Genomic DNA, 25,694 nt, shown 5'->3' with positions numbered 1-25,694 from the left:
GGAAGTGGCCGTAAGCCCTTACCCCGGGGGCCTTGCCCGGCCATAATGGGAGGAGTGCGGACTGTGCCAACAGCCGGGGACGTGTTGGACGCTACATGGAGGTGGCCCTGTGTCAGAGCTGACCGGCCCTTATACCTATTCCAGCGCGCTGGGGGACAACCAGTGCGTGGCCGGGACGTTCCGCGTGGACATCGAAACATGGAAGATCCACTGGTCGGATGCCATGTTCCAGCTGCACGGATACCGGCGGGGCGAGGTTGTGCCCACCCTGGACTTGCTCTTCTCGCACAAGCATCCGGAGGACCGGCCCAAATGCGAGGAAATTGTGGCGCAGGTTGTCCGGACCGGCGGCTATTTCTGCATGTACCACCGGATCATCGATGCCCAGGGGAGGACCCGGCGCGTCCTGACAACCGGTGACGCCATCGTGGACGGCGGCCGCGTCACCGCGCTGGAGGGCATCATGCTCGATCTCACCTCAACGCTCCAGCGTGAAACCGAGCAAACCGCCCGTGACGCGGTCATCGGGGCCACCTCCACCAGGACCGTCATCGACCAGGCCCGCGGCATCCTCATGGGCCAGCTGAAAATGGGGTCTGACGATGCCTTCCAGATGCTGGTGAGCACCAGCAGCCACCGCAACGTCAAGCTGGTGGTGGTGGCCGCCGAACTGGTGCAGCTGGCCAACTCGGCGGAGTCGCGCAAGTACCTGGAAGCTGCTGTCAAGGCCATCGAGATGTATGGCCGGGGGAACGCGGCGCAGCGGAAGCGGGCTGTCTAGGGCCAGTTAGTGGTGCTCCACCCAGCACGCCAGGATGGTGGTGGACAACTGGTAGGCCAGCGCATTGCGGGTGATGCCATCCGGGCCCAAGGTCTCCGGCAAACCCGAGGCGTCAACCTGCAGCACAAAGCTGTCCTTCTGGAACACTGCCGATCCGTCCGCGGTTTCGTAGGCGGGAAAGCCGAGGCTGGCGAGTCCCTCGATCGGCGTCGCGTCCTCAGCCAGCGCCTGCATGGCGTCAAAGTACGTCAGCGCTGCAGCCTTGTCCGGTGCTTCCCGGACGGAGATATCAAGCGCACCCTCGTCCAGGTGGTACGTGCAGGTGAAGGTGCTGTCCGCCCAGCTGTTGACGGTGTGAGGGTCCTGGTCCAGGTCAAGGATCGCCGTGAGCCTGTCCATCGGCTGGTCACCGCACACCATCTTCGCTGCTTCGCTGGGTTCACTGACGGCAGTGCGCTGGGAAGGTGAGCCGCCGCCGTGATGTCCCGCGTGGCCGCCCTGCGCTGAGGGTGCCGCAGCGGAGGCATCCGACGACGGCGCCTGGGCAGCTCCCACGGACCCCGCCGCCGCGGCGCAGCCGGAGAGCAGCACGGCGGAAACAGCCAGCGAGGCAAGCAGTGGCGTGCGGTATGTCATGTCTCTTCCGTCCTGGCCGCACCCTCTCCGGGTTGCGCCGTTTGTTCGGTTCCTGCGGGGTTGGGCTTGGCGGTGCGCCAGGTCAGGCTTTGAGCTTGGCGTAGATGACGTAGTTGTCATCAAAGAGCCCTGTGTCGGGGTCATAGCCGTCACAGGTGATCAGCCGGAGTTCGGGGCCTGCCGTGTTCCCGTAGACCTCCAGGGTGGGGAAGTCGTTCTTGCTGTAGAGGGCTCCGCGGTCGACGGTGAACACGGCGATGCTGCCGTCGGTTCGTGAGACGTTGATTTCGGTTCCCGGGGTGAGCTGGCGGAGGTCCGCGAACACACCGCCGCGGCCGCTGGGAGAGTTGACGTGGCCCAGCATGACGGACGGTCCGCGTTCACCGGGGGTTGGGGATCCGTTGTACCAGCTGGCCGGCGCACCACTGCCGGTGTCCTGCGGCACTTCGAGCGATCCGTTCTCCCGCAGGCCGAGCTTGAGGAGATCGGTCCGCACGCCGATGGCGGGAATTTCAAGGACCACCGGCTCGGACCGGGGCAGGGCTGCAGGCCCTGGCGCCGCAGGCGCGGGAGCGGCCGGTGCCGGCATCGCAGGACTGGCCGCAGCCGGGGCGGGCGCCGAGGAAGCCGCGGCTGAAGCGGAAGGTGGGGCACCGGCGTCGGGCGTTCCGGTCCCTGCGGTGCCGCAGCCGCCCAAAGCCAGCAGGAGCAGAAGCCCGGCCGCCGTGGTGGCCCGGAGGCCCCCGCGGCGGCCGGAATTCATGGTTGTCACAGTGATGATCCAGTCAGCCCAGGCTTAGGCCGCGGATCCGGCGCTGCGGCGGCGAACAACGTATGCGCCGCCGGCGAGGGCAGCCAGGGCAAGGCCGCCACCCAGAGCCAGGGCGCCGGTGTCGGTTCCGGTTTCCTGGCTAACGCCGGTGTCAGCACCGCCTGCGGGCATCTTCATCTGTCCGGCGGTCAAGGTCCCACACAGGGCGGGGGAGGTGGCGGCCAGCGGGAGTTCGGGAACAAGGTCACTCTTGGCTGCCTGGCCCGCTGCGCTCAACGTTGCCGGGTCAAGGCCGTGGACAACAACCACGGCGGTTCCTGCTTCCAGGGCGGCCTTCGTTTCTGCGTTCAGTTCGAAGGTGCGGTCCACGGTGTAGCTGGCACCCTGGCCGGCGACCTTGAGGTCCAGCCCGGCGGCAGGGCTGGTATCGCCGCTGGTGGACAGGGTGGTGACAATGCCGCCGTAGCCCGGTGCGCCCTCGGTGGTGGACACAACCTGGTCACCGTCCTTGTCAGCGGACGGTGCCGGGCATACACCCTGGGCGCCGCCGTGGATGTGCTGGACGTGGGGGTAGGGAGCGTCCATGAAGGTCGCGGCCAGGCCGGAGACCTTGAGGACGGCGTGGGCCTGGTTGCCCGTGACATCTACAGTGATGGTGCCGGAGGCCGAGCTGCCGTTGATCTGGCCCAACGTGGACTGGTAGGACTGGTCAGCGGCCATCGCGGGGCTGCCGGAGAGCGCAAGGGCGCCCAGTGCAAGGGTTGGTACAGCTAAAAAGCGGAGTGTCTTGTTCATCGGAAAGCAGTCTCCTCATACAAGTGACGTGGTCGTCCCAGATGAGGGACAAAGGTACTTCGGCGCCGCTGCTGTTACGGATGGGAAAAAAGTGAAATAAGCCACAGCTTTGATGACAGCGACACCGCAACCCGCAGGAAAGAAGGGAGTCAGCCCCTGTAGGATGGAACGAAGGTGCGCCGGGAAGTCTGGTCGGCAATAGTTTTGTAGACCCCAGATGCCAGGAGACTCCATGAACCAGACCACGCCCTCAACACCCCCGCCCGGGAAGGGAAAATCCACCGTTCTCTCCAGGGGCAGTTATGCCGAGGCCCTGCGGATCGGGGAAATTCTCCGCAAGGAAACCGTGGGCGGCGCCCTGCTGGTGGCGGCTGCGGTCATCGCCCTTATCTGGGCCAACTCCCCGGCGTCGGACAGCTACTTTGCCCTCCGGGACTTCAAGATCGGCTACGAGCCCTGGCACCTTGAGCTCAGCCTCGGCGCCTGGGCGGCAGACGGGCTGCTGGCCATCTTCTTCTTCCTGGTAGGCCTGGAACTCAAACGCGAGTTCGTCGCAGGGGACCTTCGCCAGATCAGCAAATCGATCGTGCCCGTGGCCGCCGCCGCGGGCGGCGTGGTGGTGCCGGCGCTGATCTACGTTGCGATCAACCTCACCAGCCCCGAGACCCTGCGCGGCTGGGCCATCCCCACTGCCACGGACATCGCCTTCGCCGTGGCAGTCCTGGCCATCATTGGATCCCACCTTCCCAGCGCCCTGCGGATCTTCCTGCTGACGCTCGCCGTGGTGGACGACCTCATCGCGATCACCATTATCGCGTTCTTCTACACCAGCGACCTTGACGTCACGCCGCTGCTCCTGGCCCTCATTCCGCTGGGGATCTACGCCTTCCTGGCCCACAAGTACCGCCACTTCTTCGGCATGAAAGCCTCTGCTGCCTGGGTCATCCTGCTGCCGCTCGGCGTCGTCACCTGGGCCCTTGTCCACGCGTCCGGCATCCACGCCACGGTGGCCGGCGTGCTGCTGGGCTTCGCCGTCCCCGTCATCCGCTCCCAGGCCGCCGGCGGTCCGGACGCCGGGCCCGGCCTGGCGGAAATCTTCGAACACCGCTTCCGGCCCATCTCCGCGGGCATAGCAGTTCCCATCTTCGCGTTCTTCTCCGCCGGAGTGGCCGTCGGCGGCTGGGAGGGGCTGGGTTCAGCCCTTGCGGACCCGGTGGCACTGGGCATCATCGTGGGCCTGGTGGTGGGCAAGCCGATCGGCATCCTGGGTGTCACCTGGCTGCTGACCAAGGCCACCCGGGCGGAGCTGGACAAGTCCTTCAAGTGGATCGACGTGTTCGGCGTGGCCCTCCTGGCCGGCATCGGGTTCACGGTGTCCCTGCTGGTGGCCGAGCTCAGCTTCGGGCAGGGGAGCCTGCACGATGACCACGCCAAGGTGGGCATCCTGGGCGCCTCAGTGCTTGCTGCGCTGCTGGCCACCGCCGTGCTCAAGACCAGGAACCGGCAGTACCGGGAAGCCGAGGCGCTGGAGAAGGTGGACGCGGACCAGGACGGGATCCCGGACGTCTACCAGGAACGGAACTGACGCTCCTCCGACAGCAACGCGGGGCCGCTCCGCGCCCTTCCGGAATCCCCGGAATGGGCGCGGAGCGGCCCCGCGTTTGGTGTAGCTCGTGCCTAGCGGTTCACCGACCTCCGGCGTCCCACAACGGCCTCGGCTGTTCCTACCAGCAGCACCGCGGCGATGACAGCCACGATGAAGCCCAGGAAGTTCAGCTCGAAGATGTCTCCGGTGCCCAGCAATGATGCGACCACCCCGCCGATGACCGAGCCCACAAGGCCCAGCAGGAGGGTGGCCAGCAGGCCCAGGTTCTGCTTGCCCGGCTTGATGAGGCGGGCAAGTGCGCCAATGACCAGGCCGGCAACGATGAATCCAATCACGGTGTGCTCCTTAGTGGTGGTTGCGGGCGGAAAACGCCCGTACTGCCGCAGCGGTGCCGCAATGGATTCATTCTATGCACGCCCCGGGCTGCCCCCGCTGTGCGCAAAGGGCCCCTGCAGGTGATGGTCCCCGTGCCGGCGGGAATCAGGCCGTGGCCAGGGGCTTGGCCTGTTCCTCCACATGCCGGATCTCCAGCGCCTCAGGGTCCAGCAGCTTCCGCGTGCCGGTCCTCGCGTCCAGGATCCAGAACAGTTCCAGGGCCGGGACCACGTCCATCACCCGCCCCCGGTGGAAAAGTTTGCCGTTATGCCATGCCTCGATTTCGTCGCCGACCCTGAGCTGGCCGGTGAGAACTCCCTGTGCCTCCATGATGCGCCTCCTGCAGTTGTATCCCCGTAAGAGACAGCATGCCGTGGCCACGTTGCTGAAATGTTTCAATGCGGTGTTTTTTCTGTGACTATGCTGGCGCCGGCTCAGCGTGAGGCGTCTTTGCCGATGTCACCAAGGTGGTGGTCCAGCGTCCCCGCGGTTCCGGTTGCGGAACCGTTGCCGGCGCCGTTGGCACCGGATCCGTTGAGCTGGTCCGCGTAGGGGGCATGGAGCTGCGGTTTCTCGTCGATGAGCTCATTTGCGGCCATGGCCAGGAGGTCGCGCTGGAAGACCGGCAAGGAGATGAGGCCCTGCGAGTAGGCCTGAACCTCGTACTCGCCCGCGGAGCCGCAGATACTGAAGTACCTCAGCCAGAGTTCACCCATGCTGATGTCAGCGGCTTTCAGCGCATCATTAAGCTGATTGCGTTGTTCCGGTTCATGAGGATCGAAGCCCATGGCACAACCTCTTAGCGTGCTTCCGGAGGCACCTTGGCGAGCAGCTTTTCACTGACCTCAATCAAAGGGAGACCGGATTCCCTGGCTTTTCTGACAAGTTGCTTCATCGCGTCGTCCTTGCTGAGGCCCTCGCGTTCCATGAGCGCCCCGCAGGCACGGTTGATGGTGTCCCGGCTTGCCAAGGCCGCCTGGAGATTCCCGTTGATCCTTAGCAGGGTGTCATCACCCTGGATGTGCGCCAGCAGCGTTGCGGCGGTTCCGGCAAACAGGGACAGGACCCGGCCGCTGTCCTCGTCAAACTGCGCCGGAACGGCAGCGTAGATTTTCAAGGTTCCGATCCCTTCGTTTCCAAACAGCAGCGGGGCGCTGACCACGGACCGGACCGGCAGGTCGGCTACCGCGGACTGCCAGGCTGGCCATCGTCCGTCTGTCCCGATGTCGTCGACGATCACCACCCGTTCACTCGCCCATGCGGTGAAGCACGGGCCCTCGCGGAGGCCGTACTGGGCGGCGTCCGCCTGCTCCACCACAGGGTCGGTGAAACCGCTGCTGGTTCCCTGGCCGCCTTCGCGTATCAGGGAAACGCCGGTTCCCCCGGCACCGGGTGTTGAGTCCTTGATGCCGCGGGCCAGCAGGTGGACGGCGTTGCCCGCCTTGTCCCGGGTCAGCAGCATGCCTTTGATGCGGGCTACGGCGAGGGCCAGCTCGTCCACGGGCAGTTTGCTGGGTCCCCCGGCCGTGTAGTTCATACCCTCGCCGGACCTTCCAGTACGGATTCGCAGCCATACAGGACCATGGCGGCCTCGCGCGCAGCACCGGTGATCTCCGGAGAGAGGGGCATCAAGCCACAGCCGGATAGCTGTAGAGAATGTAGTCAGCCGCGGCCGGGCCGGTCATCCGAAGTTTGCTGTTAGTCAGGTCAATGCCGCAGCGGTGCATCCCCGCCCGGAAGGCCTGGTCTGGCTTGGGCTCCAGCCCCCTGAGTACGGCCCAGCTGACGTAGAGGCCGTAGAGGCAGTCGGGCCCGAGGCCGCCGTCGTTGGAAGGATCGAAAACCGTTGCCTGGTCAAGGAACTGCTGGAAGTGCGAGATTGCCATTGTGTGGCCTTTTCAGGTTCTGCATCCTGCGCCGCCGCGTGGCTACAGCAGCTTCTCAGGGGCCTGTGCAGGAGGCCCGGGAGGGGACGGGAAATGATTACCGTCACACCTCCGAATGTACGCGCGCCTACGGGGTAAGTACAGGGGCCGGACCACCTGCGCAGGTGCCCATGCCGGTACGGAGCGGGTGCAGGGCTTCTCTGCTGTGGGCATACAGGCCCGGTCCGAAGGAGCCGTGCCGGTAGGATGGAGTGCATTATGGATGACCCTCCTTCACATATGCCCAAGCCCCTCCGCCTTCTGACCGGTTCGCCGGCCACCACGGGAGAGGGGCGCCTGAATGTATGAATGGATCATGCTCGGTATCGGCCTCGTCCTGACGGTCGGTACCGGTTTCTTTGTTGCCTCCGAGTTCGCGCTGGTCAATCTGGACCGCAATGACCTCGAAGCCCGCCAGGCCCGCGGGGAAAAGCGGCTGGGCACCACCATCAATGCCCTCAAGATCACCTCGACGCACCTTTCCGGCGCGCAGCTGGGCATCACCCTGACCACGCTCCTTACCGGTTACACGTTCGAGCCCGCGATCAGCTCCATGCTCAGCGGCCCCCTGCAGTCCGCCGGTATTCCGGAGGCCGTGGTTCCCGGCGTTGGCGCGGTGATAGGTATCTTCATCGCCACGGTTTTCTCCATGGTGATCGGCGAGCTTGTTCCCAAGAACTTCGCCCTGGCCCTTCCGCTGGCCACGGCCAAAGTGGTGGTCCCTTTCCAGGCCGTCTTCACCGCGGTGTTCAAGCCCGTGATCCTGCTGTTCAACAACACCGCCAACAAGATCATCCGGTCCTTCGGTATCGAGCCAAAGGAAGAGCTGTCCGGTGCCCGGAGCGCCGAGGAGCTGAGCTCACTGGTGCGCCGGTCCGCCATGGAAGGCGTCCTTGACCAGGACCATGCGGTGCTGTTGCACCGGACACTCCGGTTCTCCGAGCACTCTGCCGCGGACGTCATGACCCCCCGCGTCCGGATGACAGCAGTCAACGCCGATGACACCGCAGAGGACATCGTCGCCCTTGCCACGACCACCGGCTACTCCCGCTTCCCGGTCATCGGAGAGGACCGCGACGACGTGCAGGGCGTGCTCCACGTGAAGCAGGCGTTCGCCGTGGACCTCGCGGACCGGTCCCGCGTGATCGCGTCTGAACTGATGATCGAGCCGCTGCGGGTGCCGGAATCCATGGGCGTGGATACGCTCCTGGTCCTGCTGCGCCGGCAGGGCCTGCAGGTGGCCATCGTCTCCGATGAACACGGCGGAACCGCCGGCATCGTGACGCTGGAGGACCTGGTGGAAGAGATTGTCGGGGAGCTTGAAGACGAGCACGACCGCGCCCGCACCGGCGTGGTGCGGACGGGACGGTCCATCACCTTTGACGCGTCCCTGCGGCCTGACGAACTCTTGGACCGGACGGGGATTACCGTCCCTGACGGGGAGGAATACGACACCCTGGCCGGGTTTGTCACGGACCAGCTGGACCGGATTCCGGAACTGGGTGATGAAGTAGAGATCGACGGCGGGACCCTCCGGGTGGAGCGCGTCCTGGGTACGCACGTGGAGCGGATCCGCTTCACCCCTGACGCCTCACAGGACGCGCCCAGGAGCGCCCACGACCGCATCATTGATGACCTCACGCAGGAGCTGACCCATGAGTGAATACCTTCCCGGCATTATCTGGCTGGTGGTGCTCCTTGTGGTCAACGCGTTCTTCGTCGGGGCTGAGTTTGCCGTCATATCGGCACGCCGCTCGCAGATCGAGCCCAAGGCAGAAGCCGGCAGCAAGGCCGCCAAGACCACGCTGTGGGCCATGGAGCATGCCACGCTGATGCTGGCCACCAGCCAGCTGGGTATTACTGTCTGTTCCCTGGTGATCCTCAACGTCTCCGAACCTGCCATCCACCACCTGCTGGAAATCCCGCTGGGCCTGACGTCCCTGTCCTACGAGGCAATCAGCATCATTGCCTTCGTCACCGCTCTGTTGCTGGTCACCTTCCTGCACGTGGTGCTCGGAGAGATGGTCCCCAAGAACATCTCCTTCTCCGTTCCCACGAGGGCAGCCCTGATCTTGGCCCCGCCGCTGGTGATGGTGGCGCGCATCTTCAAGCCGGTGATCTGGACGCTGAACGGCATCGCCAACTCCATCCTGCGCCTGTTCAAGGTGGAGCCGAAGGACGAGGCCACCAGCGCCTACACGCTGGATGAGGTGGCGAACATCGTGGAGCAGTCCACCCGCGACGGCATGCTGACGGACACCACCGGAACGCTGAGTGCCGCGTTCGAATTCACGGCCAAGACTGTGGCGGACGTGGAGGTTCCCATCTCCGAGATGGTTCTGCTGCCGGAGTCCGCCACGCCCGCTGACATCCAGCGCGCCGTGGCCGGGCACGGATTCTCCCGGTATATCCTCACCAATGACGACGGCGAGCCCTCCGGGTACCTGCACCTCAAGGACGTCATGGACCTGACCACGCAGGAGAAGTTCACCCAGCGTGTGCCGGCCAAGCGCATACGACGCCTGGCGTCCGCCTTCAGCGGCAGCGAGCTTGAGGACGCGCTGGCCACCATGCGCCGTACCGGTGCCCACGTTGCACGGGTCTTCGATGCGAAGGGCAACACCACCGGTGTCCTGTTCCTGGAGGACATCATCGAGGAACTGGTGGGCGAGGTCCAGGACGTCACCAGCGCCTGAGTCGCCGAGGCGTCACGGCCGCAGCACCGCAGCCACGAAGGCGCCGCTCCGTCACGGAGCGGCGCCTTCCGCCGTTAAGTGGTCCAGGCCAGCGGGGCAGGGCGGCAACGGACGTCCCAAGGGCAGGACGCCATAACGAATCAGGCTTATGATGAGTGCATATACGTGCACATATTGCACTCAAGGAGTGGGCTGGATGTTTTCGGTTCTGCGGAACGCAACGTACCGGAGGCTTTTCGCCGCCCAAATCGTGGCGCTGATCGGCACGGGCCTGCTGACGGTCGCGCTGGGGCTGCTGGCCTACGACCTGGCTGGCGGCAATGCCGGCGCGGTGCTCGGTACAGCACTGACCATTAAGATGCTTGCATACGTGGGCCTGGCGCCGGTGATCAATGCGCTGCTGGCCCGCTGGCCGAAGAAACCGGTCCTGGTCGGTGCCGACCTGGTGCGCGCCGCAATGGCCCTGTCCCTGCCGTTCATCACCGAAACCTGGCAGATCTACGTGGTGATTTTCCTGCTGCAATCTGCCTCTGCCACGTTCACCCCGGCCTTCCAGTCGCTGATCCCCACCGTCCTTCCGGACGAGCGGGACTATACGCGGGCGTTGTCGCTGTCCCGGCTGGCCTACGACATAGAGGCGCTGGCCAGCCCGGCGCTGGCCGCGGTGCTGCTCACCGTCATGAGCTACAACAACCTGTTCTTGGGCACCGTGGCAGGGTTCCTGTTCTCCGCCGCCATGGTGGCCATGTCCGTCCTGCCACGGGTTCCCGCCGCGGAGGCGCCGCAGGCCACGCTCTGGCACAGGACTACGCTCGGCGCCAGGATCTTCTGGCGGAACCGGCGGCTCAGGTCGCTGCTGGCACTCAACCTGGTGGTCGCGGCCCCCACAGCCCTGGTGCTGGTGAACACGGTGGTCTATGTCCGCGATGTCCTGCAGGGTCCGGACACTGACCTTGCCCTGGCGCTGGCCTGCTTCGGCGTGGGCTCCATGGCCATTGCATTGTCCGCCCCGCTGCTGCTGGAACGCCTGGGTGACCGGACGGTGATGCTCACCGGGGCCGCCGTCGTTCCCCTTGTCCTGGCCGGCGCCGTCGCCATTTCCTGGACCGCACCCCGCAGCGGATGGTGGCTGCTGCTCACCCTGTGGTTCATCATGGGCGCGGCCAACTCCACCATCCTCACGCCGTCGTCGAGACTGCTGCGGGAAGCCTCCACCGAGGACACCCGGGCGTATGTCTTCACGGCGCAGTTCTCGCTCTCGCACGCCTGCTACATCCTGGCCTATCCGCTGGCCGGCTGGGTGGGAGCAGTGGCCGGTTTGGGCTGGGCTGCGGCGGGGCTGACAATTGTTGCGATGATAGGCAGTGCAGGAGCATTCCTGTCCTGGCCCCGGCATGATGCCGCGGGGACCGGGGACCGTGCAGGGGAGGAGCAGGACAGTGGCCAGCCAGCCCCGCAGCGAAGCCGCGCCCGCCGCTGACGTCCCGTCCCTGGTCCACCAGGTAACCCCGGGTCCGGAGCTGCTGGAGGCGGCGTCCGCCACCCTCCGGATGCTGGCCGAGCCCACGCGCCTGCACCTGCTCTGGCAGTTGTCGCAGGGCCCCAAGACCGTGACCGAGCTGACGGCCGCCGTCGGGGTGCCCCGCACGGTGGCAAGCCAGCACCTGGCAAAACTCCGCTTCAGTGGGTTGGTGGACACGCGCAAGGACGGCCGCCACGTGATCTATTCCCTGCGCGACGGGCACCTGGTGCGGCTCATCCGCGAAACCATCAACCACGCGGACCACCGCATCACCGGCGAACCCACCCACGGCTGACGCTTCAAAAGGGGGTGTGCCGCAGCTCACCGCCCAAAATGATCAGCACCCTTAGTGATTTGTGGTTACGATGGGAAGGTAAGCCGCTGGCAGCACGCCGGCGGGAGCCGACCGTAGGGAGAAACACCATGGGTTTGGACGACAAGATTGGTAACGCAGCCGAAAAGCTTGGCGGCAAGGGTAAAGAGGCCGCCGGAGAAGCAACCGGTGACGACCGCCTGAAGGCCGAAGGCCAGACCGACCAGGCCAAGGGCGACCTGAAGCAGGCCGGCGAAAAGGTCAAGGACGCTTTCAAGAAGGACTGAATTCCGGTCCACCAGCAAGGGGTGCGGTTCCATTGGAACCGCACCCCTTGCACTTAACTGAAGGGCCGGGCAGCTGCCGTCCGTTGTTTCAGCCAGGACAGTCCGTGAGAGGTTTAGGTAGCCTGCGCGGCGTCGCCGATGCCACTTTTTCGCAGCACCAGCGCTTGCTGAACCAGGGAGACAACTGAATGCAGACTCAAAACCGGGCAAACCCGTGGCAGGACGGTCTTGGCCGGGTGAGCATCAGGGCAGGCCAGCTGCTGATGCTCCTGGCCCTTACCGCCGTCCTCATCTACGGGCTCATCCAGGTGCGGCTGGTGGTCATTCCCCTGCTGCTGGCGCTGATCCTGGCCGCTGCCATCGCACCGCTGGTGAACTGGCTCAGAAGGAAAGGCTGGCCCAGTGCGGCGGCCACCGGCTTCTCCTTCCTGCTGCTCCTGCTGGCCCTGGGTGGACTGGTCACGGCCATTGTTTTCGCCGTGATCGGCCAGTCGGGCGAACTTGCCCGCAGCGCCACGGCGGGATTCGACCAGGTCTACGCCTTTGTCCGGACCGGCCCCATTCCGGTCGATGACCAACAGATCCAGCAGGCACGTGACGCCGTGCTGGACTTCGTCACCAGCAGCACCGCGGGCGCCGGTGTTGTCACCGGCCTCAGCGCGGCAGGGACCTTCATCACCGGCGCCCTGCTCATGGCCGTAATCCTCTTCTTCTTCCTCAAGGACGGAGAGCGCATCTGGGCGTTCATCCTGCGCGCCTTCAAGGGCACGCGGCTGGTGAAGGCAAGGCGCGTGGGGCAGGACAGCCTCGCGGTACTTGGCGGGTACGTCCGGGGAACGGCCATCGTGGCCATCGTTGACGCGTTCTTCATCGGGTTGGCCCTGGTTGTCCTCGGAGTTCCGCTCGCCCTGCCGCTGGCTGCCATCGTGTTCATCGGCGCCTTTATCCCCCTGGTGGGAGCCACCCTCGCCGGCGTGCTGGCAGCCCTCGTGGCCCTGGTGGCCAACGGGCCTGTCACGGCCCTGATCGTGATCATCGTCGTCATTGTTGTCAACCAGCTCGAAGGCAACTTCCTGCAGCCGGTGGTCATGGGGCGCACTCTCAGCGTGCACGCCCTCGTCATCCTGCTGGCACTCACAGCCGGAACCATCCTGGCGGGCATCATCGGCGCCATCCTCTCCGTTCCCCTGGCGGCCGTCATCTGGGCCGCAATCAAAGCATGGAACGAAAAAACGGACGCCCAAATCACGGCGGAGGATGTTTCGCGAGCCGAGCGGGAGACCTCCCGGGACGCCCACGGCCAGCTGTCCGCAGCCGCGGCAACGGACCACCCATCGCGGGAACCGGCAGTATCCGAAAGCCGTGCGGGCCAGGGAACCGAGGAATAGGTGAACACGCGCCGTGCACACTGGCTGGATGCCCTGCGGACCCAGCTGTGGCCGCTTCCGGCATTGGCTGTTGCCGTGGCGGTCGTCCTGGGCATGGCGCTGCCGGCGCTGGATTCGGCCGTTGACGGCGAGCTGCCGGACAACGTAACGGTTTTCCTCTTCAGCGGAGGGCCGGAGGCTGCCCGGGCCGTCCTGCAGGCCATCTCAGGTTCGCTCATCACGGTGACCTCGCTGACCTTCTCACTCACGGTGGTAACCCTGCAGTTGGCCAGCAGCCAGTTCTCTCCCCGGCTGCTGCGGACCTTCACCTCGGACCGGTTTGTGCACGGAACACTGGCGCTCTTCCTGGCCGCCTTCGCCTTCTCGCTGACAGTCCTGCGCAGTGTGCGGGAAGAGGGTAACGGCAATACCGCCTTCGTACCTGAAATCTCCGTCACGGTAGCCTATGCGCTCGCCATGGCCAGCGTCGTCGGTCTGGTGCTCTTCCTCGCGCACCTCACGCGGGAAATCCGGGTGGAAACCATGATGCGCAGGGTCAATGCGGAAACCCAGGAAACCATCGACCGCGTCTTTCCCCGGGACCGGCCCACGCCCCCGCCCCAGCCGTTTCCGGCACCGGGCAGCTTCCCCGTTTGCTCCAGTTCCTCCGGCTTCCTGACCTCATATGACCCGGGCGCACTCCTGCAGGCTGCGAAAGACGCCGGTGCCGTTCTCCGCATAGACCGGGAACCCGGCAGCTCACTGGTGCAAGGCGTCCCGTTTGCCACCGCGTGGCCCGTGGCGCCGGGAGCGACGTTCACTGCGGACGTCCGGGAGAAGCTCACAAAGGACATCAACGCCGCCGTGGCAACCGGGTATGAACGCACCAACGTCCAGGACGTCGGATTCGGGTTCCGCCAGCTGGTGGATGTTGCCGCGCGGGCGCTTTCCCCGGGCATCAATGACCCCACCACGGCAGTGCACGTCATCGGGCACCTCTCCGCGCTTCTCTGCACGCTGGCGGAGCGTAACCCCGGGCCCGAGAGTTCGGTCGACGACGACGGGCGGGTCAGGGTGGTGCTGTCCCTTCCCGGACTGCAGGACTTCCTCAGCCTGGCGATGGACCAGCCCCGGCAGTACGGCGCGTCGGACCCTGCCGTTGCGGCCCGCCTCCTCCGGCTCCTCCATGAGCTTGCATGGTGCGACCGGAAGGGCCAGTACCGGGCGGAGATCGTGGACCACCTTGGCCGGATGCGCAACGCCATCGGCTCCGCACACTATTCGGCGCCGGAGCGTAAGGACCTGATGGACCTGGCTGATTCCATCGCAAAAGTAATACTCATGTGATCTGCGGAACAGGAATACGAAGCTAGGCTTAGTAAAAGCCCTCTACAGGAAGTGGTGATGGCCACACTGGGTTCGCCTGCGCTTGGACTGCTTCGCTGCCTTGTCGCGCTGCGGGGCGTTTTCGTATGGCTGCTCCTGGTCCTGCTGATTGCCGGTGCTGCTTCCTATACGTCCGGCAGCCGGTACGCCCTGGTTCCCGGGCACAGCCCGGTGCAGGGCGGACAAGCCGCTGGCGACGTGCCGCTTCAGGCAATAGCAGACGCCGATCCGGCAGCGCCTTCAGCCTCCGCGGCGCAGTCCGTCCGCGTTGTCCCCGAGGCCGGCCCGTCCGCTGAGCCTGCGGGACTCGAGAACGAGGGCGAGCGGATCAAGGCGCCCCGCGGTGAACCCGTCCCGGTGCGGACCGGTGCGGTGGATCCGCCGTCATTAATCCAGCGGCTGCCCGGCGGCAGCCTCCACTCCCATGACGTACCGCCTGAGCCGGAACTGCCGGCACTCACGGTGGTGGAGCTTTCCATCAGCAGGACGTAGGAACGGTTCGCCGTTCCACCACACCCCCTACCTGCTGTTTTGACCTGGAAAGAGATACCAATGACACACGTACAGTCCATGCTGGACGCCTACCCCAAGGATGTGGCGGGCATCGACAAGGCCAAGCTCGTGGAATGCATCCAGGCGTGTTTCGACTGCGCGCAAACATGCACCGCGTGCGCCGACGCCTGCCTGAACGAGGACATGGTGGCCGAGCTCGCCAAGTGCATCCGCACCAACCTCGACTGCGTCGACATCTGCGCCGCCACCGGAAAGATCCTTTCCCGCCACGGCAACTACGACGTCGGCATCACCCGGGCAGTGCTGGAAGCATGCCGCACCGCCTGCCGTGCCTGCGCGGAGGAGTGCGGCCAGCACGCCTCCATGCACCGCCACTGCGAGGTGTGCGCTGAGGCTTGCCGCCGCTGTGAGCAAGCCTGCTCCGACCTCCTCGCCTCCCTGGACTAGGCGGGTGGCGGCTATGGCACATTCACAGATTCCGCTGGCTGTACGGCGCGCCGGCAGCAGGGGCGGGGCCCGTGCCGGGCGCGCGGAAGACCCGCAGCTGCGGCGGATGCTCGCCACGCACGTCCACTGCGGCGAGCCCATGCAGCTGGTGGCAGCGCCGGGCGAGGGGCCGGCGGCAAAGAACGACGGCGGCCTGCTCACCTACCGGTGCGCGTGCGGGTTCAGCTTCGATCACTGGGAGGGCTGAGCGGCTTCTCCAACGGCCGGCTTGTCCTTGGCGCTTATTGGGGGCGCCGAGGGCTGGCATCCTTAAATACAGCCGCGCCAGGCCCTGACCGTCAGCCGTGTCCGCTGAGCCGTTCGATGAGTTGATCGGCCTGCGCCAGGTTGCGGGCCAATTTGGCGCGTTCAGCCACTGCCTTCTCCAGGTACGCGGCGAGTCTGGCCTCCGCGTCCCCGGTGGACCCTGCCTCCTGCGAGGAGAGGAGCTCGAGGATGTCGGCCATCTCCTCCAGCGAGAACCCCAGGGGCTTCATCTGCTTGATCACCATGAGGCGCTCGACGTCGTCCTCTGAATACACCCGGAAGCCGCCCCCGGTGCGGGCCGTGGCTGGAAGCAGCCCCACGTCGTCGTAATGGCGGATGGTGCGCAGGGACAAACCTGTCCGTTCCGCCAGTTCGCCGATGTGCATGGTGGAAGTGCCGGTTCGTGCTGTCATTTTCTGGGCCTCCGTAATGTCCGCGTCCAACCCTACCATCACGTTAGGGTAGAGTTGCTGGCAGCCGGAGAGACGCCTGAGCGGACTCCCGGCGTCCCCGGCGCGGCGCTGCGCCCCTTTCTTCTTCGAACAAGCGAGGGCGCTCCTGTGCGTCTTCCTGACCATGAACGGAGCCAGCAATGGCCGTCAAAACCGCCGCGGATGCCCCCGCCTACACACCGGAACAGCTCCAGTCTGTCCGGGACACCTTGAAGTCCCCGCGACGGCTCAAAACGGAAGTCCTCGCCGGACTGGTCGTCGCACTGGCGTTGATCCCGGAGGCGATCGCCTTCTCGATCATTGCCGGCGTCGACCCGCGTATTGGACTGTTCGCGTCCTTCACCATGGCCGTGACCATCGCCTTTGTTGGCGGCCGGCCGGCCATGATCTCCGCGGCCACCGGCGCAGTGGCCCTGGTGATCGCGCCGCTGGTGAAGTCCCACGGCGTGGACTACCTGGTCGCCGCCGTCATCCTGGCCGGCGCCTTCCAGATCATCCTGGGACTCTCTGGCGTCGCCAAGCTCATGCGCTTCATCCCACGCTCGGTGATGGTGGGCTTCGTCAACGCCCTGGCCATCCTGATCTTCATGTCCCAGGTCCCTGAACTGATCGGTGTCCCCTGGCTCGTCTACCCGCTCGTGGCGCTTGCACTGGTCATCGTGTTCGGACTGCCGAAACTCACCACGGCCGTGCCCGCTCCGCTGGTGGCCATCGTGGTCCTGACACTCATTACCGTTCTGGCCTCCGTCGTCGTGCCAACCGTGGGGGACAAAGGCGAGCTGCCGGACGCGCTGCCGTCGTTCTTCATCCCGAACGTTCCGTTCACCTTTGAGACCCTGCAGGTCATCTTCCCGTTCGCGCTTGCCATGGCGTTCGTGGGGCTCCTCGAGTCCCTCATGACCGCCAAGCTGGTGGATGACATCACGGACACGCGCTCCCACAAGAGCCGCGAGGCCTGGGGGCAGGGCGTGGCCAACCTCGTCACCGGGTTCACCGGCGGGATGGGCGGCTGCGCCATGATCGGACAGACCATGATCAACGTCAAAGCTTCCGGCGCCCGCACCCGGATCTCCACCTTCCTGGCCGGCGTGTTCCTGCTCATCCTGGTGGTGGTGCTCGGCGGCGTCGTCTCCGTCATTCCCATGGCCGCCCTGGTCGCCGTGATGATCTTCGTGTCCTGGGCCACCTTCGACTGGCACAGCATCCACCCGCGCACGCTGAAGATGATGCCCAAGAGCGAAACACTGGTCATGGTGGCCACCGTCGTCGTCACTGTTGCCACGCACAACCTGGCCATCGGCGTCGGCGTCGGCGTGCTGGTGGCGATGGTGATGTTCGCACGCAGGGTGGCCCACTTCGTGACGGTGGAACGGACGGTCACCGGCGTGGCGGGCCACGAAACCGCCACCTACACCGTGGACGGCGAGCTGTTCTTCGCCTCGTCCAACGATCTCTACACCCAGTTCGAGTACGCGCTGGACCCGCAGTTTGTGGTGATCGACATGCACGCCTCGCACCTCTGGGACGCCTCCACCATCGCGGCCCTGGACGCCATCACCGAGAAGTACCGGCACCACGGCAAGGACGTGAAGATCATCGGCCTCAACGATGCCAGCACCACCATGCGCGAACGCCTCGGTGGGAAGCTCGGCGCTGGGCACTAGTCCGGAGCCCGCTGCTCCGGCAGTATGGGACGAACGGTTACGGTGCGCAGGGGGAATGGAGACGGCATGCACGGTCAACTCCCGTCGGACACAGTGGAACTCCCGCCGGATTACCGGCCGCACCGGACCGTTAACCTCAAGAAGGACGGAAGATTACCGGCGGCAGTGCAGGGAATCTTCGTTCTGGTGGCGCTCCTGGCAGTTTCCGCTGCGCTGCTTCTTGGCCTGCCGCTCGGGTCAGGCTTGAGTTCCCTCGTCACAGTTCCGGTGACCCTGCTCGCCTGCCTGGCGTACATGGCTGCGCACGAGGCGACCCACGGAGTCGTCCTGCAGCTGCTGACCAGGGTCCGGCCCACCTATGCGGTGCGCTTCCCCTTCCTGACAACGGGGAACCGTGCCTACCTCACCCGGCGGACTGCCGTGGTGGTGGCACTCGCGCCGTGCATCGTGTGGGGAGGTGTCCTCCTCGCCGCACTGTTGACGGTCCCGGCTGATTACCGGATCACCATGTATGTCCTCCTGGCACTGAACTTTGCTGGCTCGGCCGGGGATTACGTTGAGGTCTATGTCGTTTCCCGGCAACAGCCTGATGCGCTGGTGCAGGACGATGGAGACAACATCAACGTATTCGTGCCGGGGAACTAGCGGCGGATACTCATAAGCGCCGCAGACCGCCGTGGTGCGTCAGGGCCGGCCTAGGGACGGCTGCTGAACCGCTCAGCGAGGTTCTTGGTTCCCTGGACGATGATCTGGTCGTCGTCATACAGGACGGTCTGGGCGGTGGTGTGCTGCCAGGTTCCGCCAGGCCGTTTGACCGCCACGATGGTGATCCCGTACTTGTCCCGGAGGCCCAGCACACCCAGGGGCCGGTCCCGGGCATCCGACGGCGGCTGGGTACGGACCATCACAAAGTCGTCCTCGAATTCCACGTAGTCCAGGATGGACCCGCGGACCAGGTGCGCCACGCGGCGGCCCATGTCGTGCTCCGGGCGGATGACGTGCTGCACCCCCAGCTGGCCCAGGATTTCCGCGTGCGGCTCGCTGATGGCCTTGGCCCAGATTTCCGGGTGCTTGAAGGTGAGCAGCCGGGAGGTGGTGAGGATGCTCGCCTCCAGGTCCGAGCCGATGCCCACCACGGCCCGGTCGAACTCGTGGACGGAGAGCTGCCGTAGGACTTCCTCCTTTGTGGAGTCGGCACGGACCACGTGCGCCAGCCGTCCGTTGTAGGACTGCACGATCTCCTCGCTGCTGTCGATCCCCAGTACCTCGGTGCCCTGCGCCTCCAGTTCCAGGGCCAGGGAGCCGCCGAAGCGCCCCAGGCCTATTACGGCCACGGAATCGGGGTGGGCGGCGCGCTCGCCCCGGCGGGTGAAGATGTCCTTAGCCAATGAGGGGCCTTTCCTTCGGGTTTTCGTACAGTATGGGGCGCTTCCTGAGGGCGAGCGCGGTGCCGAGCGTGACGGGGCCCAGCCGGCCGATGAACATGAGCAGGATCAGCACCACCTGCCCGGCGGGCGGCATCCCGGCGGTGATGCCGGTGGACAGCCCCACGGTGGCAAAGGCGGACACCACCTCGAACAGGATCCGTTCCTGGCCGAAGTCGGTGATCAGCATCAGGAACATGGTGGACGCCGTCACCAGGGCGATGGCCAGGAGCACCACGGTGATGGCCTGGCGGTGCACGGCCCGGGAGAGGCGCTTGCCAAAGATGTTCACGGCGGTGTCGCCCCGGAGTTCCGTGGCCAGGATGAAGAACAGCACGGCGAAAGTGGTGACTTTCAGGCCGCCCGCGGTGCCGGCCGGGCCGCCGCCAATGAACATCAGGATGTCCATGCCCAGCCAGGAAACCGGGTGCATCTGGCCGATGTCCACGCTGTTGAACCCGGCGGTGCGGGTGATCACGGACTGGAAGAAGCCGCCCAGGATGCGGTCCTCGGGCGGCAGCCCGCCCAGGGTGGCGGTGTTGGTCCATTCCGCGGCGGTGAGGAACACGGTCCCGCCAACCAGGAGCACGGCGCTGCCGGCCAGGACGATTTTGGTGTGCATGCTCCAGTAGACGGGCCGGCGGTACTGGCGGCGCAGCTCGAACAGCACGGGAAAGCCCAGGCTGCCGATGATCACCGCGCCCGCGATGGGCAGGCACACCCACGGGTCGCCCACAAAGCCCATCAGGCTGTCCGAGTACAGCGCGAAACCGGCGTTGTTGAAGGCGGACACAGAGTGAAACACCCCGTGCCAGAGGGCCTCCCCGGGCGTGTAGCCGTACCCCAGGAGGAAGCGGAGCATCAGGAGCGCCGCCAGGATGGTCTCCACAATGACGGTGATCAGCAGGACGCCGACCAGGACGCGGCGCACGTCGCCGAAGCCGGTGCTCTTGGTCTCGGTGGCGGCCAGCATCCGGGAACGCAGGCCCAGCCGGCGGGCTGTCAGTACGCCCAGGAGCGCGCCGAAGGACATCACGCCGAACCCGCCGATCTGGATCAGCCCCAGGATGACCGCATGACCAAAACCTGTCCAGAACACCGGGGTGTCCACCGTGACCAGGCCGGTGACGCAGACAGCGGACGTTGCGGTGAACAGGGCTTCCAGCAGCGACGCCGGGCGGGGTCCCGTGGCGGCTGCCGGAAGCATCAGGAGCGCGGTTCCTGCCGCGATGGCGAGGACGAAGCCCAGGGCGATCAGCTGCGCCGGGTGCCGGGGGACCAGCTTCCCGGCGAGCTTTCGAAGTGTGGGCACCTTCTGCCCCTGGAATGCTGCCAGTGACCGGCTGTAACCGGCCAGGACGGCTTTCGCCCGCTTCCGCCGTCGTGGCGTGTTGGGGCTTCGCTGGTAAGCCTTCAGGTGCATAGGCGCCACGGTACCACCGCAGCATGCCGCCGCCCGCCAGATTAAACAGACTCACATTCCGTCCGGATTGACCCGGGCTGCCGTGCGGTCCCGCCCAGTTCGTCAGGGGGCAATGCCCACCTGAGCCGGGACACGCCGTCGTCCGCGGCGCGCCGCCCGGGTGCCCCGCGGAGCAACCGGGCGGGAACGCACGACGGCGGCGCCTCACCCCGGGTGGGCAGCGCCGGAGCGGGTCAGGCCCGGGTTCTGCGCTTCAACCAGCCCCAGACGGCGGTGGCCGCGAACAGCACCAGGCCGATTAGGGCCAGCCACAGCAGACCCTCGATAACGAAGCCCAGGATGGACAGAACGAGCCAAATAATAAGCAGTGTGATGATGAGTCCCATCCCGGAAGCCTAGCCCTGATGGCCGGCGGCAGGACATATTGACACGGCACACCCGCGGGCGCACGCTGATAGCGCTGGGTGCCAGTGGCTGGCGGCCGCGGCCCACCGCGGGCCCGCCAACCGAAACCCGGGGATGTCTGGGCGCTCCGGATGCACAGTTCCCACACCCTTTCCTGTCAGGAGAAGGAAATGACCGTAAACGCCCTGGAAGCCAAATCATTCGATCAGCCCGATGAAAAGCGCCGCCCGCCCAAGACCCAGGTGGATGTGGTGACCCTCGGTGCCACAACGCTTGGCAGGTTCACGTTCGAGCCGGGCTGGCGGTGGTCCGAGACCGTCAAGACCGTGGTCCATACGGATACATGCCAGGTGAACCATGTGGGGATCTGCGCCGCCGGAACACTGACCGTGCAGATGGAAGACGGGTCGCAGGCCACGGTCAGCGCCGGCCACGCGTACACCATCCCGGCCGGCCATGACGCCTGGGTAGAGGGCGATGAGGCGTTCGTTGGCTACGAGGTCATGAGCGCAGCCACGTTCGCCAAGCCTGCCTGATGCCGGGCGGCTGTGCGCATCCCTGGTAGAAGGGCTTCCGGGGCGCGGGACATTTCCGTTTCCGTGCCCCGGAAGAAGCCCCGGCGCTGGTTGCGCAGGCTCGGCATCGCCTCGCTGGTAATTGTTGGGCTGCTGCTGGTGTCGACGGCGGTCAACGCGGCCATGGAGGGGGCGGAGAAGTCGGGCATCCCTGCCTACGGCGAACGTGTCCCGGTGGGCGGCGGCGTCCTGAACGTGTACCGGAGCGGGGGAGAGGGGCAGCCGATCGTCCTCCTCAGCGGCCTGGGCACCCCGGCTCCGGGCCTTGACTTTGCCCCGCTGATCCGCGAGTTGGGCGGCTTTGACGTCCTGGTGGTCGAGGGCCTGGGATACGGCTACAGCGACATGGACGGGCCTCCGCGGAGCAACGAAAACATCAGTACCGAACTGCACGACGTCCTGGCCAGGCTGCAGGTCAGGCAGCCGTATGTCCTGGCGGGGCACTCCATCGCCGGCTTCTACATGCTGGACTACGCCAACCGGTACCGCTCGGAAGTGTCCGCGGTGGTGGGCCTCGACGCAACCATCCCGAAACCCGGGGATGGGAAGGTTCCGGAACCGGAGCCGGGCTTCAGCGTGGAACGGGCCCTGGCCGCCACCGGGATCGTGCGCGCCGTGACCTTTGTGGCCCCCGGCTTGCTCGACCCGGACAGCGACGCGTACACCGATGATGAGCTGCGCCGCATGCGCCTGATGATGAGCTGGAACTTCGGCAACCCGGCCGTCACGGACGAAACGGCACGGATCGCCAACAACGCCGCTGCCTTAAGGGGCGTGACCTACCCCGGCGATCTGCCGGTCCTCGCCTTCATAGCCGATGAAGGCGACGGCTCAACAGCCACCAAGCTTTCATCTGCGGAGAACCTGCTGGCGAACGTGGGCCGCCACGAGATTGTGCCACTGCAGGGCCACCACTACCTGCACTGGAGCCAGTCCCGGCGAATGGCTGAGGAAATCCGAAGGTTCTTGAACGGCTGAGAGGCAGGCGAGCCGCGTACCTCCAAGTAGTGCCCCAGAAATCTTCAGGTACCGCCCGCTCTGGTCCACAAAATTTACGGCACGTACGGTGCGACCCATGAGCGCAAACAGAAGAGTCTGGGTCAAGCCGTTGGATGGTGAGCGGGTGGCGGGAGCCAAGTCCGCCTTCACTACACGTCGGGTAGAGCCCGAAACGATAGCTTCCCTGGTTTCCGGAGCAGTCCGCCCCCGTTCCGGCGACCTGGTACTCGCCCGAATTCTGCAGTTGGGCCATCACCGCCATATTGAGCAACCCAACGGACGCCGGGCTGTGCTGCACGAGGGCGACGAAATCATCGTCACCTACGGCGACAGGTATGCCACTGACCAGTTCGAGTCAAGGGTGCCGGCGACCCTCGGCCACGTCCAACTGGTGGCCTCAGGCGGCATCGCGTCCGAGGTGCTCAGCCGAAGTATGGCTGTCAGGAGGGCCACCGAAATAGAGCCCCTGGGACTCCTGGGAGATGCCAAGGGCCGGCCCCTGAACATCCTCGACTTTGCCCTGAAACCGGTTCAACCGGAGACTGACCGCCCAAGAACCGTTGCGGTGATCGGAACAGCCATGAATTCGGGCAAGACCACAACCGTCCACTGCCTGGTCAACGGCCTGAGCAAGGCAGGGGTTCCGGTGGGAGCTACCAAAGTCACCGGTACCGGTTCCGGCAACGACTACTGGTGCATGCTGGATGCCGGCGCCCATCTGATGCTTGACTTCACCGATGTGGGGCTTGCGTCCACCTACCGTCAACCGATGGATGTCGTCGAAGCCAAATTCGGCGAACTGGTGGATCATTTGACGTTCTCCGGTGCGGCCCTCAACCTCGTTGAGGTTGCGGACGGAATTTATCAGGACGAGACGTCCCGGTTGCTCGAATCGTCAGTCTTCAGGTCAATGGTCGATGCTGTGATTTTCGCGGCTCCGGACTCGATGGGTGCTGTTGCTGGGGTGTCCCACCTGCAGAAGCTGGGACACGAGGTGCTGGGAGTGACGGGGTTGCTGACCCGGTCTCCCCTGGCGGTCCGGGAAGCCTCAGCTGTAACAGGATTGCCTGTGCTCACCCGGGAAGAGCTCACAGACCCCGCAGTGGCCGGGCACCTGCTGCAAATACCGGACGTTCTGGCCGCAGCGGCCATCAGCAACATCGGGTCCATTGAGGATGTGCCTGTGGGCAACGAAGTCCTGATTGGTCCCTTCACCGCGTCACTGGAAAGGCCCGAACCGAGGCGCGGCTTCTTCGGGCTCCCCCGGCCGGCGACGCCATCCGGCAGCCCGGACGCGTGGTGACCCCGGTGGCCACCAGGCAGAGACTGTACAAGCTCCCTGCCTCAGTCTTCGCAAAAGTCGTTTCCATCGGGTTGGCCCAGGTGTTGACCTTGGTGTCCTACATTCTCCTTCTTCGGGGCGTCGTCGATCACCTGGCGCCGGTGACCGTTGGGGCCGCTGCGGAGCTGCAGTGGCGCTGGGCCCTCATCCAGGTGGGCCTCCTGGGCGGTGTGGCGGTGATCCATGGCTGGCTGAGGGCCCTTGGCTTCAATGTCGCGGAAACTGCCGGATACAACGTGGTGCGGGACCTGAGGATGCAGATGTACCAGCACCTTCAGGGCATGACGCCCCGGCAGTTCCAGGGCAGGGCCCGCGGAGGACTGCTCCTGCGGTTCCTCGGTGATCTCTCGATGACAAGGATGTGGATCAGCCGTGGAGTACTGGGCGGAATGATCGCCGCCTTGGTGCTGGCGGGCACACTGACGGTCCTGTTCTTCTTCAGCGTGTGGATGACACTGGCCATTGTGGCTGCGGTGGCAGCAGGAGCCGCGGCCTCCTTTGTCGCGGGGCAGCGGATGCGCCAGGCGACACGGGTGATGCGTCGCCGCCGCTCGCTGGTGATGAGCAACCTGGACGAGCAGTTGAACGCCCAACGGGTTGTTCATGTGTTTGGCCGATCGGCCGGGGAGTATTCCCGTCTCTCACATCAAAACGATGAACTCACCCGGGCGCTCATACGGGTTGCACGCCTTCGGGGCTATCTCCGCGGCGTCGCCACTGCCTTTTCGCTTCTGGCGGTGGGCGCCGTTCTTACAGCGGGCTTGTTCGAGGTACGCCAAGGTACGGCGAGCATCGGGACAGTCATCGGATTTGTGGTTGTCACCCGGCAACTCTCAGCCCCGGTGCGTACCCTGGGGCTGGCCCATGACTACTGGCACCGCGCACAGGTTTCCGTGGGGAAGATCAAGGAGTATTTGCGCAGTTCCAGCAGGGACCTGGACGGCGAGGCCCACGGTCCCCTGAAGGTCCGCCACGGCGCTATCGAATTCTGCTCCGTGACCGTCAACGGATCGCTCCACGAGGTTGACCTGCGCATCGAAGCGGGTGAAATGGTCGCCGTGACGGGGAGCGGAGGAAGCGGTAAATCGAGCCTGTTGGGACTGGTTTCCAGGAGCATCGACCCTGACCAGGGGTGCATCATCATCGACCGCCAGGTGCTCTCCAACACCAGTATCCGGTCTGCAGCGCAGTGGATCGGGGCTGCGGGCCCTGAACTGCCACTGATGCGGGGATCGTTGTGGCGTAACCTCACGTATGCCTCCCCCCGAGCGTCTGCTGAGGAGGTGGAGCGTGTACTCGCCACCACGGGACTGGACGAATTGATGGAAGACCTTCCCTACGGACCGCAAACATGGGTGGCTGAGGGCGGACTCAATCTGTCCAGGAGCCAGCGGCAACGGATTTCACTTGCCAGGGCGTTGATGGGCAATCCTCCCATCCTGCTCCTGGACGAGCCGACGCTCGGGCTGGACGCTGAGACCAAAGAGACGTTCGCGTCATTGCTGAAAAGATATGACGGCACCGTGCTGCTCGCTACGCAGGACCCCCAGGAAATTGCCCTGGCAGACAAGGTTGTGGTGCTGTCCAAGGGGACCATTTCCGAAGTCATTACCGGTGAAGAGTACAGGGACCGGGTGTGGCTGGACTCCAATCTGCCGCCGCTGCCATCAGAAACGACGTGAG

General features: G+C 65.5%; 30 protein-coding genes. 18 read left to right on the top strand and 12 right to left on the bottom strand.

What is annotated here, in order from left to right:
* Positions 1 to 109: 109 nt before the first annotated feature.
* A complete protein-coding gene (locus tag AC4BCK_RS16040) occupies positions 110 to 781 on the top strand; it encodes a PAS and ANTAR domain-containing protein (RefSeq protein WP_310108491.1) in 672 nt (223 codons plus the stop codon).
* A 6-nt stretch (positions 782 to 787) separates the two neighbouring features.
* On the opposite strand, the gene AC4BCK_RS16035 is transcribed toward AC4BCK_RS16040, so the two are convergent.
* From AC4BCK_RS16035 to AC4BCK_RS16025, 3 genes are all read right to left on the bottom strand, one after another.
* Positions 788 to 1,417, bottom strand: coding sequence for a hypothetical protein (locus tag AC4BCK_RS16035; protein ID WP_174177993.1), 630 nt, complete (start codon positions 1,415 to 1,417; stop codon positions 788 to 790).
* An 82-nt stretch (positions 1,418 to 1,499) separates the two neighbouring features.
* Positions 1,500 to 2,189 carry a class F sortase gene (locus tag AC4BCK_RS16030; protein WP_490566178.1) on the bottom strand — a complete coding sequence of 230 codons (690 nt, stop codon included), beginning with the start codon at positions 2,187 to 2,189 and terminating at the stop codon, positions 1,500 to 1,502.
* 24 nt (positions 2,190 to 2,213) lie between these two features.
* Positions 2,214 to 2,984, bottom strand: a complete 771-nt coding sequence (locus AC4BCK_RS16025; protein ID WP_174177998.1) for a hypothetical protein — start codon at positions 2,982 to 2,984, stop codon at positions 2,214 to 2,216.
* A gap of 232 nt (positions 2,985 to 3,216) precedes the next feature.
* Here AC4BCK_RS16025 and nhaA point away from each other — a divergent pair, with 232 nt between their 5' ends.
* Positions 3,217 to 4,569, top strand: coding sequence for a Na+/H+ antiporter NhaA (nhaA, locus tag AC4BCK_RS16020; protein WP_174178000.1), 1,353 nt, complete (start codon positions 3,217 to 3,219; stop codon positions 4,567 to 4,569).
* A gap of 92 nt (positions 4,570 to 4,661) precedes the next feature.
* Here the strand turns inward: nhaA and AC4BCK_RS16015 are convergent, their stop codons facing one another.
* The 5 genes from AC4BCK_RS16015 to AC4BCK_RS15995 form a co-directional block, all read right to left on the bottom strand.
* Positions 4,662 to 4,925 (bottom strand): GlsB/YeaQ/YmgE family stress response membrane protein, encoded by a 264-nt coding sequence (locus AC4BCK_RS16015; RefSeq protein ID WP_174178002.1) that lies wholly within the window; start codon positions 4,923 to 4,925, stop codon positions 4,662 to 4,664.
* 145 nt (positions 4,926 to 5,070) lie between these two features.
* On the bottom strand, positions 5,071 to 5,295 hold the full coding sequence (locus AC4BCK_RS16010; RefSeq protein ID WP_174178004.1) for a hypothetical protein: 225 nt from the start codon (positions 5,293 to 5,295) through the stop codon (positions 5,071 to 5,073).
* Positions 5,296 to 5,399: 104 nt separating this feature from the next.
* The gene (locus AC4BCK_RS16005; protein WP_490566177.1) at positions 5,400 to 5,753 is read right to left on the bottom strand and encodes a hypothetical protein; all 354 of its coding nucleotides are present in this window, start codon (positions 5,751 to 5,753) and stop codon (positions 5,400 to 5,402) included.
* Positions 5,754 to 5,764: 11 nt separating this feature from the next.
* Positions 5,765 to 6,502, bottom strand: coding sequence for a GAF and ANTAR domain-containing protein (locus tag AC4BCK_RS16000; protein WP_490566176.1), 738 nt, complete (start codon positions 6,500 to 6,502; stop codon positions 5,765 to 5,767).
* 91 nt (positions 6,503 to 6,593) lie between these two features.
* Complete coding sequence (locus AC4BCK_RS15995) at positions 6,594 to 6,851, bottom strand: hypothetical protein (RefSeq protein WP_174178008.1); 258 nt, start codon at positions 6,849 to 6,851, stop codon at positions 6,594 to 6,596.
* A 340-nt stretch (positions 6,852 to 7,191) separates the two neighbouring features.
* On the opposite strand from AC4BCK_RS15995, the gene AC4BCK_RS15990 reads away from it, so the two are divergent.
* From AC4BCK_RS15990 to AC4BCK_RS15945, 10 genes are all read left to right on the top strand, one after another.
* On the top strand, positions 7,192 to 8,553 hold the full coding sequence (locus tag AC4BCK_RS15990) for a hemolysin family protein (RefSeq protein ID WP_174178010.1): 1,362 nt from the start codon (positions 7,192 to 7,194) through the stop codon (positions 8,551 to 8,553).
* Positions 8,546 to 9,586, top strand: coding sequence for a hemolysin family protein (locus AC4BCK_RS15985; protein ID WP_490566175.1), 1,041 nt, complete (start codon positions 8,546 to 8,548; stop codon positions 9,584 to 9,586). The genes AC4BCK_RS15990 and AC4BCK_RS15985 overlap by 8 nt, the downstream gene beginning before the upstream one ends.
* A gap of 196 nt (positions 9,587 to 9,782) precedes the next feature.
* The gene (locus AC4BCK_RS15980) at positions 9,783 to 11,066 is read left to right on the top strand and encodes an MFS transporter (RefSeq protein ID WP_490566174.1); all 1,284 of its coding nucleotides are present in this window, start codon (positions 9,783 to 9,785) and stop codon (positions 11,064 to 11,066) included.
* A complete protein-coding gene (locus AC4BCK_RS15975) occupies positions 11,026 to 11,403 on the top strand; it encodes an ArsR/SmtB family transcription factor (protein WP_251422904.1) in 378 nt (125 codons plus the stop codon). The genes AC4BCK_RS15980 and AC4BCK_RS15975 overlap by 41 nt, the downstream gene beginning before the upstream one ends.
* 128 nt (positions 11,404 to 11,531) lie before the next feature.
* On the top strand, positions 11,532 to 11,708 hold the full coding sequence (locus tag AC4BCK_RS15970) for a CsbD family protein (protein ID WP_174178016.1): 177 nt from the start codon (positions 11,532 to 11,534) through the stop codon (positions 11,706 to 11,708).
* 188 nt (positions 11,709 to 11,896) lie between these two features.
* Positions 11,897 to 13,096 (top strand): AI-2E family transporter, encoded by a 1,200-nt coding sequence (locus AC4BCK_RS15965; RefSeq protein WP_490566173.1) that lies wholly within the window; start codon positions 11,897 to 11,899, stop codon positions 13,094 to 13,096.
* A complete protein-coding gene (locus AC4BCK_RS15960; protein WP_490566172.1) occupies positions 13,097 to 14,422 on the top strand; it encodes a DUF2254 domain-containing protein in 1,326 nt (441 codons plus the stop codon). It abuts the gene before it with no gap.
* 57 nt (positions 14,423 to 14,479) lie between these two features.
* Positions 14,480 to 14,953: a hypothetical protein gene (locus AC4BCK_RS15955; RefSeq protein WP_174178022.1), complete on the top strand. Its 474-nt coding sequence runs from the start codon at positions 14,480 to 14,482 to the stop codon at positions 14,951 to 14,953.
* Positions 14,954 to 15,013: 60 nt separating this feature from the next.
* Complete coding sequence (locus tag AC4BCK_RS15950) at positions 15,014 to 15,421, top strand: four-helix bundle copper-binding protein (protein WP_490566171.1); 408 nt, start codon at positions 15,014 to 15,016, stop codon at positions 15,419 to 15,421.
* A gap of 13 nt (positions 15,422 to 15,434) precedes the next feature.
* The gene (locus AC4BCK_RS15945; RefSeq protein ID WP_174178026.1) at positions 15,435 to 15,668 is read left to right on the top strand and encodes a hypothetical protein; all 234 of its coding nucleotides are present in this window, start codon (positions 15,435 to 15,437) and stop codon (positions 15,666 to 15,668) included.
* Positions 15,669 to 15,759: 91 nt separating this feature from the next.
* On the opposite strand, the gene AC4BCK_RS15940 is transcribed toward AC4BCK_RS15945, so the two are convergent.
* Complete coding sequence (locus tag AC4BCK_RS15940) at positions 15,760 to 16,140, bottom strand: MerR family transcriptional regulator (RefSeq protein ID WP_490566170.1); 381 nt, start codon at positions 16,138 to 16,140, stop codon at positions 15,760 to 15,762.
* A gap of 179 nt (positions 16,141 to 16,319) precedes the next feature.
* Between AC4BCK_RS15940 and AC4BCK_RS15935 the strand changes: the two genes are divergently transcribed.
* Both AC4BCK_RS15935 and AC4BCK_RS15930 read left to right on the top strand, forming a co-directional pair.
* Entirely contained in the window at positions 16,320 to 17,843 is a 1,524-nt protein-coding gene (locus AC4BCK_RS15935) for a SulP family inorganic anion transporter (RefSeq protein ID WP_490566169.1), read from the top strand.
* 66 nt (positions 17,844 to 17,909) lie between these two features.
* Positions 17,910 to 18,488 carry a DUF3267 domain-containing protein gene (locus tag AC4BCK_RS15930; protein ID WP_490566168.1) on the top strand — a complete coding sequence of 193 codons (579 nt, stop codon included), beginning with the start codon at positions 17,910 to 17,912 and terminating at the stop codon, positions 18,486 to 18,488.
* A gap of 50 nt (positions 18,489 to 18,538) precedes the next feature.
* Here AC4BCK_RS15930 and AC4BCK_RS15925 read toward each other — a convergent pair whose 3' ends face one another.
* The 3 genes from AC4BCK_RS15925 to AC4BCK_RS15915 form a co-directional block, all read right to left on the bottom strand.
* Positions 18,539 to 19,231, bottom strand: a complete 693-nt coding sequence (locus tag AC4BCK_RS15925) for a potassium channel family protein (RefSeq protein WP_310108538.1) — start codon at positions 19,229 to 19,231, stop codon at positions 18,539 to 18,541.
* The gene (locus tag AC4BCK_RS15920; RefSeq protein ID WP_490566167.1) at positions 19,224 to 20,690 is read right to left on the bottom strand and encodes a TrkH family potassium uptake protein; all 1,467 of its coding nucleotides are present in this window, start codon (positions 20,688 to 20,690) and stop codon (positions 19,224 to 19,226) included. Before AC4BCK_RS15920 ends, AC4BCK_RS15925 begins: the two co-directional genes overlap by 8 nt.
* A 233-nt stretch (positions 20,691 to 20,923) precedes the next feature.
* Entirely contained in the window at positions 20,924 to 21,076 is a 153-nt protein-coding gene (locus tag AC4BCK_RS15915; protein WP_188727030.1) for an LPXTG cell wall anchor domain-containing protein, read from the bottom strand.
* A 189-nt stretch (positions 21,077 to 21,265) separates the two neighbouring features.
* On the opposite strand from AC4BCK_RS15915, the gene AC4BCK_RS15910 reads away from it, so the two are divergent.
* The 4 genes from AC4BCK_RS15910 (at position 21,266) to AC4BCK_RS15895 (ending at position 25,693) form a co-directional block, all read left to right on the top strand.
* Positions 21,266 to 21,631, top strand: a complete 366-nt coding sequence (locus AC4BCK_RS15910; protein ID WP_490566166.1) for a cupin domain-containing protein — start codon at positions 21,266 to 21,268, stop codon at positions 21,629 to 21,631.
* A gap of 63 nt (positions 21,632 to 21,694) precedes the next feature.
* Positions 21,695 to 22,648: an alpha/beta fold hydrolase gene (locus tag AC4BCK_RS15905; RefSeq protein WP_490566165.1), complete on the top strand. Its 954-nt coding sequence runs from the start codon at positions 21,695 to 21,697 to the stop codon at positions 22,646 to 22,648.
* A gap of 97 nt (positions 22,649 to 22,745) precedes the next feature.
* Complete coding sequence (locus AC4BCK_RS15900; RefSeq protein WP_490566164.1) at positions 22,746 to 23,972, top strand: DUF1611 domain-containing protein; 1,227 nt, start codon at positions 22,746 to 22,748, stop codon at positions 23,970 to 23,972.
* Between the two features lie 92 nt (positions 23,973 to 24,064).
* Positions 24,065 to 25,693, top strand: coding sequence for an ABC transporter transmembrane domain-containing protein (locus tag AC4BCK_RS15895; protein WP_490566926.1), 1,629 nt, complete (start codon positions 24,065 to 24,067; stop codon positions 25,691 to 25,693).
* Position 25,694 lies beyond the last annotated feature (1 nt).

The organism is Pseudarthrobacter sp. As-47, assembly GCF_058215595.1.
This window is presented reverse-complemented; position numbering and strand designations above follow the sequence as displayed.